Annotated in this window: 14 protein-coding genes and 1 pseudogene; 4 read left to right on the forward strand and 11 right to left on the reverse strand. The window is 42.7% G+C overall.

Translation table 11 applies throughout. The features are described 5' to 3' along the window. Positions 1-114: 114 nt before the first annotated feature. From AC623_RS15860 to AC623_RS15875, 4 genes are all read right to left on the reverse strand, one after another. A complete protein-coding gene (locus AC623_RS15860; RefSeq protein ID WP_231603530.1) occupies positions 115-417 on the reverse strand; it encodes a thioredoxin family protein in 303 nt (100 codons plus the stop codon). Between the two features lies 1 nt (position 418). Then, entirely contained in the window at positions 419-769 is a 351-nt protein-coding gene (locus AC623_RS15865; RefSeq protein WP_049664149.1) for a toprim domain-containing protein, read from the reverse strand. Between the two features lie 105 nt (positions 770-874). Next, positions 875-1,258: a glycine cleavage system protein GcvH gene (gcvH, locus tag AC623_RS15870; protein ID WP_049664153.1), complete on the reverse strand. Its 384-nt coding sequence runs from the start codon at positions 1,256-1,258 to the stop codon at positions 875-877. Between the two features lie 83 nt (positions 1,259-1,341). Further along, on the reverse strand, positions 1,342-1,698 hold the full coding sequence (locus AC623_RS15875) for an arsenate reductase family protein (RefSeq protein WP_049664157.1): 357 nt from the start codon (positions 1,696-1,698) through the stop codon (positions 1,342-1,344). Between the two features lie 216 nt (positions 1,699-1,914). Here AC623_RS15875 and mgtE point away from each other — a divergent pair, with 216 nt between their 5' ends. Continuing rightward, a complete protein-coding gene (mgtE, locus tag AC623_RS15880; RefSeq protein WP_049664160.1) occupies positions 1,915-3,264 on the forward strand; it encodes a magnesium transporter in 1,350 nt (449 codons plus the stop codon). A 52-nt stretch (positions 3,265-3,316) separates the two neighbouring features. Here the strand turns inward: mgtE and AC623_RS15885 are convergent, their stop codons facing one another. The 7 genes and pseudogenes from AC623_RS15885 to AC623_RS15905 all read right to left on the reverse strand — a co-directional run bounded on the left by AC623_RS15885 (position 3,317) and on the right by AC623_RS15905 (position 11,023). Then, a complete protein-coding gene (locus AC623_RS15885) occupies positions 3,317-5,104 on the reverse strand; it encodes an acyl-CoA dehydrogenase family protein (RefSeq protein WP_049664164.1) in 1,788 nt (595 codons plus the stop codon). A 35-nt stretch (positions 5,105-5,139) separates the two neighbouring features. Next, a complete protein-coding gene (locus AC623_RS15890) occupies positions 5,140-6,315 on the reverse strand; it encodes an acetyl-CoA C-acetyltransferase (RefSeq protein ID WP_049664166.1) in 1,176 nt (391 codons plus the stop codon). A gap of 46 nt (positions 6,316-6,361) precedes the next feature. Continuing rightward, complete coding sequence (locus AC623_RS15895) at positions 6,362-8,746, reverse strand: 3-hydroxyacyl-CoA dehydrogenase/enoyl-CoA hydratase family protein (protein ID WP_049666707.1); 2,385 nt, start codon at positions 8,744-8,746, stop codon at positions 6,362-6,364. A 177-nt stretch (positions 8,747-8,923) separates the two neighbouring features. Continuing rightward, positions 8,924-9,037 (reverse strand): annotated as a pseudogene (locus AC623_RS22000) (LUD domain-containing protein); the annotation flags it as partial. Between the two features lie 68 nt (positions 9,038-9,105). Beyond that, positions 9,106-9,354, reverse strand: a complete 249-nt coding sequence (locus tag AC623_RS15900) for a heterodisulfide reductase-related iron-sulfur binding cluster (RefSeq protein ID WP_049664170.1) — start codon at positions 9,352-9,354, stop codon at positions 9,106-9,108. Positions 9,355-9,473: 119 nt separating this feature from the next. Further along, a complete protein-coding gene (locus AC623_RS21580) occupies positions 9,474-9,656 on the reverse strand; it encodes a hypothetical protein (protein ID WP_156187062.1) in 183 nt (60 codons plus the stop codon). Between the two features lie 224 nt (positions 9,657-9,880). Continuing rightward, positions 9,881-11,023, reverse strand: coding sequence for a polysaccharide deacetylase (locus tag AC623_RS15905; protein WP_049664174.1), 1,143 nt, complete (start codon positions 11,021-11,023; stop codon positions 9,881-9,883). Between the two features lie 178 nt (positions 11,024-11,201). Between AC623_RS15905 and AC623_RS15910 the strand changes: the two genes are divergently transcribed. The 3 genes from AC623_RS15910 to AC623_RS15920 are packed head-to-tail and all read left to right on the forward strand — an operon-like array spanning position 11,202 to position 11,855. Then, complete coding sequence (locus AC623_RS15910) at positions 11,202-11,417, forward strand: DUF1659 domain-containing protein (protein ID WP_049664179.1); 216 nt, start codon at positions 11,202-11,204, stop codon at positions 11,415-11,417. 18 nt (positions 11,418-11,435) lie between these two features. Beyond that, positions 11,436-11,654, forward strand: coding sequence for a DUF2922 domain-containing protein (locus AC623_RS15915; protein ID WP_049664182.1), 219 nt, complete (start codon positions 11,436-11,438; stop codon positions 11,652-11,654). A 60-nt stretch (positions 11,655-11,714) separates the two neighbouring features. Beyond that, positions 11,715-11,855, forward strand: a complete 141-nt coding sequence (locus AC623_RS15920) for a YvrJ family protein (RefSeq protein ID WP_049664186.1) — start codon at positions 11,715-11,717, stop codon at positions 11,853-11,855. The last annotated feature ends 46 nt before the right edge of the window (positions 11,856-11,901 follow it).

Here is an 11,901-nt window from a genome sequence, read left to right on the forward strand (position 1 = left end):
AAATATCCTTTATGAATCGCTCGACAAAGTATGCCGCTCCCATCGCATATTTCGTCAAAAAAGAGCTGCTTTCATCTAGAAAGCAACTCAGATTTTTATATGCTATTTAGTTGATCAAGTATAGTGGTTCAGCTTTTCATATAGATGAGGAACCGACTGAAAAGCATAAATCTTCTCCATTAATTCCCCTTCTTTAAAAATAAGCAGGCACGGGACGCTTTCAATGGCGTATTGAATAGCAAAGCCTTCATGATAATTGACGTCAAAACGAACCCATGTAAATGGAGGTACTACTTTTTCTGCAACGTCTACCATTTTTCCAGCTAGCTGACACGTTCCACACAGCGGTGTATAGGCGTAAACAGCTGCTAAGCGCTTCGACTTGATCATTTCATTTATGTCTTGTTCCCTCTGCATGTCATCCATCCTTTTGTAAAAACTCTCCATGCACATCAATATTGGCGCCGAGCAACACAGATGCCAGGTGACGGTAAGGAGCAGTAGCAACTTCTTTATAGACACGATCGATGTACAGATGTCGCGCTTCAGGCAATTCACGAATAAATTGCTTACGGAGTTTTTCTCCTGCTTGATCGGCGTCAACGAGAATATATACGTCTTGTCCGTATAAGCTTTCAATCAGTTCATCCAGCCGGCTTAGGCCAATGGTTCCATTCGTGCAAATGATATCTACTGGCTCATTCACAATTTCCTTTATTTTCTTCCGATCGGAAGCGCCTTCTACAATGATAGTTTTCTCCATACGCATGAACATCCCTCCACCGTCTGAATATCTGCCTCGCAACATTATTGTCCTTTATTTATTAAGAAATTGCAAAAGAACACTTCCAGTTAAGGAAGTGTTCTTTGGTTATTAGTCTTCTTGTGTCATTTCGTCATATTGCTCAGCTGTCATTAAGTTGTCAAGCTGAGAAGCATCAGATAATTCGACAACGATCATCCACGCTTTTTCATATGGTGATTCATTCACGAATTCTGGATTATCATCAAGGTCTTCATTGACCTCAACGACTTTTCCACTGACAGGAGCATACAGCTCTGAAACTGTCTTTACAGATTCAACGCTGCCGAATGGCTCATCAGCTGTTACTTCATCGCCTACAGATGGAAGCTCAACGAATACGATATCGCCAAGTTCTGATTGCGCAAAGTGTGTAATACCAATACGAACTTTTTCCCCTTCTGTTTTTACCCATTCATGCTCTTCTGAATAACGCAATTCTTTTGGTGTACTCATCCAAATCCCTCCATTACCTAATTTCAATTAAAACTTTACTTATTATAAAGGCATAAAGCAAGAAAATAAGCTTTACGCATCCTTTACAACCATTGTTTTTTAAATTCTTCTTCTTTAAAACCAACGGTAACCTTCTCGTCATCCGTTGTGAGCGGCCGCTTAATCAGCATGCCGTCGGAAGCAAGCAGTTCTAATAATTCTTCATCAGAAGCCGTGCTTACTTTGTCTTTTAACCCAAGCTCTCTGTATTTCTGTCCGCTCGTATTAAAAAATTTCTTTAATTCAAGACCGCTTTTCTTATATAGTTCTTCCAGCTTTTCCTTTGAAGGCGGCTGCTCCACGATATGTATCTCTTGAGCATCGATATTATGCTCTTCCAGCCATTTCTTTGCTTTACGGCATGTCCCGCACTTCGGATACCAGTAAAATGTTAATGTCATTTCTTCATCAGCCTCCTATTTGCACAGCATCTGCCATTAACATCTTTTCGACATGATCTTCAAATTCCCTGCCTCTTTTATTAAAATATACCTTCTTTTTCAATAAAAGACAAAGACCTTTTTCTCATTTAAACAAGGAACCGGTATGTAAAATCATCCATAAATGGTTTTTGCATTCCTTTCTAGGGAATAGGCTTGATGACGGAGGTGTTAATCATGAAAAAAATACAGGAGGATGCACTGTTCGTTATTGAAAAGCTAAAAGAAGAAAAATATGACAAAATCAACGAGATGTTTACGACTAAGAAGCCCTATGACTTAGCTTCCATTTTCCAGAACCTTCCCGAAAAACACCGAGCTTCCATGCTTGAGCACCTGAATGAAGCCTCTATTGCCAGCATGCTCCCAAAGTTCAACCAACTAAAACAGCTGGAATTGCTCGGAAAGATTGGGCCTGCCAGAGCTAATAAAGTACTTGCTCTTTTAGACACAGACATTCTTTCTTCTCTTTTACGCCATTTTCCTAAAGCGGATCTGGATCGCTTTTTATCAGAAATTAATGATACTGAAGCTCAATACTTAAAGCAAATGATGAGCTATGAGCGGGATACAGCTGGCAGTATGATGACCAATCGATACTTGTCTGTGCAGCTTGAAGATACGGTGGCGGCTGCGGTCGAAAAAGCAAGAGTCCATGCCATGTATTCTGAAATATTATTTATCATTTATGTGCTGGACAAAAATAACCGGCTTGCTGGTACCGTCTCTTATCGAGATCTTGTTATCGCCCAGCCAGATGACTTAGTGAAGGACATTATGCTAAAGCAAATTATTTCAGTTCCTTATACGGCCAAAAGAGCGGAAATTAATAAGTTGCTCAAACGCTATGATTTTACTGCCATTCCTGTATTAGACGATCAAGAAAGGCTGCTGGGAGTGATTACGTTTGACGATATGATGCAAATCGTCATTCAAGAGGCAAATGAAGATATCGGTAAATTGTCCGCTGTAAATAAAGAAATCGATTTTGACACAAAGCCTGTCACCGCTGCCAAACGGCGGCTTCCTTGGCTGATTGCTCTTCTTTTTATTGGGCTTGTGTCCGGAAGTATTATCGCTAGATTTGAAGACACCCTTGAAAAAGTAGTGGCCCTCGCTTTCTTTATGCCACTTATTGCCGGAATGACCGGTAATACGGGTACCCAGTCCTTGGCGGTCGTAGTCAGAGGATTGGCGGAACAAGAGATTAACCCAAAAGTAGTGACACGGTTAATCTTCCGCGAGTTTCGTGTCAGCTTAATAATTGGAGTCACATGCGGCCTGCTCATTTCGCTGATCGCCTTTATTTGGCAAGGGAATATGCATCTTGGAATTGTTGTCGGCAGCTCTCTTTTACTTACACTCATCCTCGGCACCCTGGCCGGCACGATCGTCCCGCTTGTACTTTATAAGTTCAATCTTGACCCTGCTGTCGCTTCGGGACCTCTGATCACAACGATCAACGACATCTTCTCACTCGTCGTCTATTTTTCAATTGCTTCCTTCTTCTTAAGCAGGCTAATTTAAATAACAGAGTGCCCTAAAAAAGAATTTTCAGGGCACTCTGTTCCATAGTTTCTTATACTGTATATTTCTCTGTCTGAATCAACCGATCCGCTGCTTCACGCTTTTTCGCAATTACATTAATCGGCATGTATCTCGTTAATTTCCGTAGAACAGAGATCATCATACGCAGCGTATCGCCTTCTTCAACGGCAATAAGTGTTTCTTTTGCGTCAGCCTCAATTTGATTAAATGCTTCTTGGCAAAAAATTTGAGTATATAGGAGCTTTTGCTTCGCTTTTGCTTCGCCAGCCTTGGCAATGGCTTTTTCCGTGCGGAGAACAGCCGACTCCATTGCATAAATATTGTTCACAATATCAGCAATATTGGCGAGTACTTCCTGTTCTTTCTCAAGCGCTTTTCCGTACTTTTGAACGGCTAAGCCCGCGGCAAGCAAGCCAATTTTCTTAGCATTCTTGACTAAATATTTTTCCTGTTCAAGTGCTTCTGCACCAACTTCTTCCGGCATCAGCATCATTACTTCATTTTGCAGCTCCTGTGCTTTTTCAAATAACGGCAATTCACCTTTAAAGGCTTTACGGACGTATGTGCCTGGCACAAGTAAACGATTAATTTCATTGGTCCCTTCAAAGATGCGGTTAATTCGGGAATCACGATACATTCTGGCAATTTCATATTCTTCCATAAAACCGTAGCCGCCGTGAATTTGCACTCCTTCATCTACTACATAATCAAGCACTTCCGAGCCGAAGAACTTTCCTAATGAACATTCAATGGCATATTCAGCGATGGAAGCGGCAACGGCTAAGCCATCCTTTTGCTCTTCTGCTGAAAGCTGGCTCATCCGGTCTTCAAAATATCCGACTGTGCGATAAATAGCACTTTCACTCGCATAAATTTTCGAAGCCATGTTAGCAAACTTTTCCTTAATGAGATTGAAAGAGGAAATTGGTGTCTTGAACTGTTGGCGTCCATTTGCATACTTTAGTGAAATGTCCAATGCTCGTTTGGCGCTTCCTACCGTACCGACTCCCAATTTATAGCGGCCGATATTTAAAATGTTAAATGCGATCACATGGCCTCTGCCTGCTTCTCCAAGCAGGTTCCCTTTCGGCACTTCTGCATCCTGTAAAATAAGTGTCCGCGTTGATGAACTTTTAATGCCCATTTTATCTTCCTCTGCCCCTGTTGACACACCCGGAAAATCTTTCTCTACGATAAAAGCAGAGAATTTATCGCCGTCGATTTTAGCATAGACAACAAATACATCCGCAAAGGCCGAGTTCGTAATCCATTGCTTTTCTCCATTTAATACATAGTGCGTACCCGCTTCATTTAACTTAGCTGTTGTCTTAGCGCCGAGTGCATCGGAACCTGATCCTGGTTCTGTCAATGCGTAGGCAGCAATTTTTTCACCAGTAGCTAATGCTGGCAAGTATTTTTGCTTTTGTTCTTCATTGCCAAACAGCACAATCGGCAGCGAGCCAATGCCAACGTGAGCTCCGTGAGTAATAGAGAAGCCGCCGGCAACCGCCATTTTTTCGGCGATTAAAGCGGAGCTGACTTTATCTAAGTTCAATCCACCGTATTCTTCCGGAACATCGGCACTCAATAGCCCGAGTTCTCCTGCTTCTTGCAAAAGCTTTACAGAACGTTCAAATTCGTGCTTCTCTAAATAAGGAACTTGCGGCATCACACTGTTATTTACATATTCCTCCGTTGTTTTGGCAATCATTTTTTGCTCATCAGAAAAGTCCTCTGGTGTAAATACTTGATCACACGTGACATCTTCAATTAAAAACGCTCCACCTTTGACGGCCTGTCTTTCTGTTTGTTTTGCCATGTATAATTCCTCCCATTCCCTTTTGTTCTTTTCTTTTATAAGAGCTCGAATACGCCGGCTGCTCCCATACCGCCGCCAATGCACATGGAGACCATCCCAAACTGTTCCCCACGACGTTTCATTTCGTGCAGCAGTGTTAATGTTAATTTGGCTCCCGAACAGCCAAGCGGGTGTCCAAGAGCAATAGCTCCACCGTTGACATTTACCTTCTCTTCATCAAGCCCCAGTTCCCTAATGACTTGGATAGACTGTGAAGCAAAGGCTTCATTCAATTCAATGAGCCCAATATCAGAAAGTGTCAGGCCAGCAAACTTCAACGCTTTTGGAATAGCCACCACCGGTCCGACTCCCATGATTTCTGGAGGCACGCCGCCAACAGCAAATGATCGAAATTTCGCCATCGGCTTTAGGCCGAGCGCTTCTGCCTTTTCCCGTTCCATTACCATAACGGCTGCTGCACCATCACTTGTTTGCGAAGAGTTCCCTGCGGTAACGGTGCCTGTTGCAGAGAAAGCCGGACGCAGTTTGGACAGCACTTCCATATTCGTTCCCGGACGAACCCCTTCATCCTGTATAAACTGTATCTTCTTTTCTACAAGCTTACGATCCGGTCCTACGTGGCGAAGCGTTACTTCTACCGGAACCGTTTCATCAGCAAATTTTCCTTCTGCAATCGCCTGTGCAGCCTGTTGATGGCTTCGAACAGCAAAAGCGTCCTGTTCTTCACGTGTGATGCCATATTTCTTCGCTACCTCTTCCGCTGTATGCCCCATGCTCATATAATATTCCGGCATTTCTTCAGCGATGCGAAGATTCGGACGGACAACGTGACCCATGACCGGCACGAGACTCATAGATTCTGCTCCCCCCGCAATAATGGTCTCTGCCTGCCCTACCATAATCCGCTCTGCCGCATATGCAATAGCTTGCAATCCCGAGGAACAATAACGATTAATGGTGACAGCTGGCACAGTATAAGAAAGACCAGCAAGTGCCCCGATGTTTCGCGCCATATTTAACCCTTGCTCTGCTTCTGGCATGGAACAACCCATAATTAAGTCATCAATTTCCCCTTCATAGTTCCCTGCGCGCTTGACGGTTTCTTTCACTGCAATCGCACCTAAATCATCTGGGCGAACCGTGGCAAGTGTGCCTTTTTTTGCGCGCCCGACCGGTGTTCTGGCACCGGCAACGATCACCGCTTCTTTCATCAGCTTTCTCCCCTTTGCTTTTTCATCTATGGAATAAAAGAGTTGATTAGTTACGCAATGGCTTGCCTTTGACGAGCATATGCTGCATACGCTGCTGTGATTTCGACTCGGCGATTAAGCTTAGGAACGCTTCCCGTTCAAGATCAAGTAAATAGTCTTCCTCCACCTCGGTTCCAAATGGCAGCTTTCCTCCAGCGATCACATAGGCCAGTTTAGAGGCAATTTTAAAGTCATGTTCGGAAATAAAGCCTGATTCCAACATGGAACGCGCCCCTAAAAGCAAAGCAGCATAGCCTGTTTCCCCTACAACTGGGACTTTCTTTCTTCTTGGCGCCTGATAACCATTTTCATAGAGATACAGAGCCGCCTGTTTTGCATCATGAAGCAGGTGGTCACTATTGATGCTCATGCCGTCTGCTTTTGATAAAAAGTTATTCTCTCTTGCTTCTGCCGCTGATGTCGACGTTTTAGCCATGGCAATCGTTTCAAACACCTTGTTGGCGACTGCCTGTAAATCAACTTGCACACCATTCGCCATCTTCTCTAAATGTTTGATGTACAGCTCCTTATTTCCACCGCCGCCTGGGATGAGTCCGACCCCAACCTCTACAAGGCCCATGTATGTTTCTGAACTTGCCTGTATATGTGCTGCCGGCAGACAAACCTCTGCACCGCCGCCAAGCGTCATAGAAAACGGAGCCGCCACGACTGGTTTACTCGAATACTTCACCTTCATCATCGCCTGCTGGAAGCCTCTTACGACCATTTCTATTTCCCAAAGGTTGTCGTCCTGTGCCTCCAGCAAAATCATGGCTAGATTAGCGCCGACACAGAAGTTCTTCCCTTGATTGCCGATGACGAGGCCTTTATAATGTTTCTCTGTTTCCTCTACCGCGTAATTGATCATTTGAACGATATCCGCTCCAATAGCATTGTTCGGTGAATGAAATTCTAGTAGAACAATGTCGTCCCCAATGTCAATTAAGCTTGCTCCACTGTTCTTTTTAAGAACTTTCCCTTGCTTCTTCAGCTTTTTTAAATCGATCACTTTTTCACTGACTGGGACTTTCTGATAGTCGCCGTGATGATAAAAGTGTGTTTCACCAGTTTCTTCTTTATAGAAAGAGGTATGGCCATTTGCGGTCATTTCCTTCACCCAGGCTGGAACAGCTAATCCTTCTGCTTCCATCTTCTGCAGGGAGGACTGTAAACCGATCGCATCCCATATTTCAAAAGGTCCTTGCTCCCAGCCAAACCCCCATTTCATCGCTCGGTCAATGGAGACAATATCATCAGCAATCTCACCTGTCAGACGAGCTGAATAGACTAACACTGGTGCGATAATCCTCCATAAGAAATAGCCAGCTTTGTCATCGCTATAGATCAATGTTTTCCATTTTGCTGATAAACCTTTTTGCTGCTTCGCCAGTTCGATTGAAGCCGTTTTCATTTTTTTACGCTCACCGTACTCCATTGTTTCCGGGTTAAGTTCCAAAATCGTTTTACCTTCCTTTTTAAAGAAGCCTTGACCGCTTTTAGCACCAATCCAGCCGTTATCACGCATTTTCTTCATAAATTCAGGTACGTCGAATACTTGCTTTTCCTCGCCCTCCACCTGTTCATAGACATTGTTAGCCACATGAATAAAAGTGTCGAGACCGACTACATCGAGCGTGCGGAATGTCGCACTTTTAGGACGGCCAATCAATGGGCCGGTAATCGAATCTACTTCACCGGCTGATAGTCCCGAAGCCGTCATTTCTTGAACCGTTTTCAATAAGCCGTACGTTCCAATCCGATTGGCAATAAAGTTAGGAGTATCTTTAGCAATGACCACTCCTTTGCCGAGAATATCTTCACTAAATGCCTTCATATATTCGAGAACTTCTGGATCCGTATCCTTCGTTGGAATAATTTCGAGCAGCTTCAAGTAACGCGGCGGGTTAAAGAAGTGTGTACCAAGAAAATGACGGCGGAACTCTTCTGAACGTCCTTCTGCCATCGCCTCGATGGATATACCCGATGTGTTGGAGCTAATAATACTGCCCGGTTTACGGTGTTTCTCTATCGTTTCAAACACTTGCTTTTTCACATTTAAATTTTCTACGACAACCTCGATGATCCAGTCAACGTCCTTCAACTTTTCTAGATCATCCTCTAAATTTCCCGCTGTAATAAACTGTAGATTTTCCTTGGATGTGAGCGGAGCAGGCTTTTGTTTTAACAGCTTTTTTAAAGCGCCGGCAGCGTATTTATTTCTGATTTCTGGATCGTTTAGCGTAAAACCTTTCGCTTCCTCTTCTTTTGTGAGCTCTCGCGGAATAATATCTAATAATAAAGTCGGAATGCCGATATTCGCCAAATGAGCAGCAATGCCTGAACCCATTACGCCTGAACCTAAAACGGCAGCTTTTTGAATGTGCTGAACCAACATGATTTCCCCCTTCACATCTTTGAATGAATGCTCATTCATTATTTCTATTTCTAATATAACCCAACCTTTCAATTGGTGCAACGATAAAAAAGGGAAAAATTAAAATTTTCAAACTTCGTTGCAGAAAGCCAAAAACTGCTGCCCATACTAGACAAACAGCAGTTTTCTAGACGTTTAACAATCACGGATCAGGATGTACACGGTTTTTACAGGTCCGTGTACATCAATGACAAGGTTTAGTTCAATATCAGCAGAGTTGCTCGGTCCCTTAATAAAGTTAATACAGGTATGATAAGAAGGATGGTACGCTGCTTTTCCAATTAGCTTCGCTCTGATATTTTCCACTTTTAATACATCTACCAGAAATTCAGTAAACTCATAGTTTTGGCCGCAGGCTCCCTCGCCTTCGAATCTTCCACATATCGACTGTTATAAGCAGGCTGTCCGCAGCATACCTGCCCTTCAGGGAACGATAATTGGCAGCCACCCCTCTCTAATACCTGTACCATGTCCTTCCCAACATTTGCATAGAACATATCTACTAGACATGTAATAAATAAACTGCCTTTCATCCTGCCACCCTCTTTATAGAAGTGTTTTGTCATTCTTAACTACTCTTATTGTGATGCAGAAGTCGAAGTATTTTTAAAATACAACCTTTAAGTAAAAGGTTATTTCCTCTTTCATTCATCTTCCACTTAGTGATTTTGAAAGTCATTATCAATTACAGTTGACATTCATTCTCAATTAAAATATGATGAATACGTGAGCAGCATACTTGTCCCGTTGCTGTTCTCTCATCAGAAAGAATAATATGCACACGGCTGTGCGGTGCCCACCCGCATAGCCCCCCTCTCATAAAGTCTTCTTTCATCCTAAAAAACGACCGGGATACCCGGCCGTTCAAAAATTTGTCCTCTCCACTTAAACTATTAATAATACAGCACATTCACTTTCTTGCATTTCATACAAGTTTCATCATATTGATCGCCTTTAAAACGATGATCACAGTTTTGTTGAATCACTCTTACACGATTTTGCAGGAACAGAAGTTTTGCTTTTAATTGATCGATCTCCTCTTCTGTTTCTAAAAGCAAGTTTGCTTTTAGAAAATTTAAATCTCAGCACTTCTTATAGCCTTGAATCCTTCCAAAAGTTTTGCACGATGTGAGCGGATGGGGAATAGGCTTGAAATTGATAGCCTTGCTTCTTTAGATAATCAAGAATTTGCGGAAGCATTTCTGCAGTGATTTTTTTCTCGTGCAATAAAATCACAACGTGCTGGTCGCCTCTCTTCTTTTGCTGGGCAATTCCAGCTTGGATATTTTGTAGAACTCGCGCTTTGGAACTAGCATTATACTTCCAGTCCTCACTATCTATATCCCAATCCCATAACTTGTAGCCTCTTTTAGCCATCGCATCACGAAAAGGCTGCTTTAAATAAGGAGAACTGCCGAATGGAGCGCGAACTAGCACCGAAGATTGGCCGGTAACTTTTTTCAATGTCCCATTCGTTTGGTCCATTTCACCGATAAAACTTTGCGGTGAATTGTACAGCGGATTTACTTTATGCGTTACACTGTGTAAACCAAGATAGTGCCCTTCTGCTGCCGCTCTATTAGCAGCAGCTCCATATCTTGCAATATTAGGCTCGACATAGAAAAACGTCGCTTTTACTTGATAAGAAGCAAGGGTATTTAGAATACTGGCCGATTGAGGGCTAGGGCCATCATCAAATGTAACATAGACCGTTGGAGTCTTAGCTGGCGAATCGCTGTTAAACCGATCAAAAAACGGTTGATTTGCTGTTAAAAACTCTTGATTGGATAGCTTCGCGCCAACCTTTGTATAAATTCGGACAGTGCTGCGCTGGCTCAAGTAATCTACTTGAAAGCCAAACTGCTCCGCAAGCCAGCGAATACCGATATAAAAACGTCCATTTTCAGTATAGGTAACAGCGGGAGCAGCCGCTTTTCCGTTCAGCAAGGCTGTGTTCGTTTTAGTGTTAATTTTTAATTGCTGTCCGTTTTTTTCAAAGGTGTAAACTCCTTCTTTCTCATTAACTGTCTGTTTGATATATAAGTAGTGCGCTAGTTTTTCTGACGGAGCAACCGCCTGCCCCTTAATCATAAACGCTTCTCCGGTAGTAAATGGAAGCATCTTATCATGAAGTCCTATATAGATATTTTTCTTTTCAGCTGCATAAGTTGGCATGCCGCCTGCACAAATAAAGAACAACACCAAACTACACAAAAGCATGAATCTTCTTTTCATCCTCTTACCCCTTTTTCCCCCACTAAGGTTTTTCTATTTTTCTATTTTTCTCCATTATAATACATATCTTTTTCTTTTGTTACAAAAACATTAAAAATATTACTCAATAAAGTTTATGCAAAAAAGTGACCCTTATCACTCTTTTTCTGTATGTAAAGAGTGAAAGGAGGTGAGCCCGTTGGCACAAACAATACTAGTCAAATCTACCTTAAGTCTTGTATTCGACCATGGATTCAATCGTGATGGAAAACCGCTTTATAAAACAAAAACGTTTACTAATGTGGATGAAAAAGCAACGGCCGACGAATTAGAAACAGCCGGAGCAGCTATTGCCGCTTTAACTGACACCCCGCTTGTCACCATTGCCCGAAATGATTATTTTGAAATCTATTAATTAGGAGGAAAATAAGCGATGGCCAAAACACTTCAACTGCAATTTACGACAGAGCTTGGAAAAACAGCTAGCCTATCCATTGAAAATCCGAAAGAGCCGATTGATCCTTTAATCGTGAAACAGTCTATGACAGCGATAGTGGAATCAAATGTATTTAATTCCACATCGGGAGCTTTCACAGGCATTAAAGGCGCTAGCCTCGTCGATCGAAGCGTCGAAACCATTCCCATCAGCTAATGAGCAGAAGAAAGGAAAGCTAGAAGACTGGCTTTCCTTTCTTCTATAGGAGGAGAAAAAATGGAGCAAATTATGCCTTTTATTCAGGAGGTAGGATTTCCGGTTGCCGTTACCTTTTATTTGTTATATCGAATTGAGACAAAGCTGGACGGCGTTATTCAATCAATCCAAACATTGCCTGAGAAAATGCGGGGCTCATAAGAAGGGACAGCGTGCAAAAGCACGCTGTCCCTTTCGTCCTGACCAA

The sequence above is a fragment of the Bacillus sp. FJAT-27231 genome, from assembly GCF_001183975.1.
Lineage (GTDB): Bacteria > Bacillota > Bacilli > Bacillales > Domibacillaceae > Pseudobacillus > Pseudobacillus wudalianchiensis.

What these genes read in the sequence shown, in the direction of transcription:
- AC623_RS15860 (WP_231603530.1), bottom strand. Translation starts at nt 417, where the DNA reads ATGCAGAGGGAACAAGACATAAATGAAATGATCAAGTCGAAGCGCTTA.
- AC623_RS15865 (WP_049664149.1), bottom strand. Translation starts at nt 769, where the DNA reads ATGCGTATGGAGAAAACTATCATTGTAGAAGGCGCTTCCGATCGGAAG.
- gcvH (WP_049664153.1), bottom strand. Translation starts at nt 1,258, where the DNA reads ATGAGTACACCAAAAGAATTGCGTTATTCAGAAGAGCATGAATGGGTA.
- AC623_RS15875 (WP_049664157.1), bottom strand. Translation starts at nt 1,698, where the DNA reads ATGACATTAACATTTTACTGGTATCCGAAGTGCGGGACATGCCGTAAA.
- mgtE (WP_049664160.1), top strand. Translation starts at nt 1,915, where the DNA reads ATGAAAAAAATACAGGAGGATGCACTGTTCGTTATTGAAAAGCTAAAA.
- AC623_RS15885 (WP_049664164.1), bottom strand. Translation starts at nt 5,104, where the DNA reads ATGGCAAAACAAACAGAAAGACAGGCCGTCAAAGGTGGAGCGTTTTTA.
- AC623_RS15890 (WP_049664166.1), bottom strand. Translation starts at nt 6,315, where the DNA reads ATGAAAGAAGCGGTGATCGTTGCCGGTGCCAGAACACCGGTCGGGCGC.
- AC623_RS15900 (WP_049664170.1), bottom strand. Translation starts at nt 9,354, where the DNA reads ATGACAAAACACTTCTATAAAGAGGGTGGCAGGATGAAAGGCAGTTTA.
- AC623_RS15905 (WP_049664174.1), bottom strand. Translation starts at nt 11,023, where the DNA reads ATGAAAAGAAGATTCATGCTTTTGTGTAGTTTGGTGTTGTTCTTTATT.
- AC623_RS15915 (WP_049664182.1), top strand. Translation starts at nt 11,436, where the DNA reads ATGGCCAAAACACTTCAACTGCAATTTACGACAGAGCTTGGAAAAACA.
- AC623_RS15920 (WP_049664186.1), top strand. Translation starts at nt 11,715, where the DNA reads ATGGAGCAAATTATGCCTTTTATTCAGGAGGTAGGATTTCCGGTTGCC.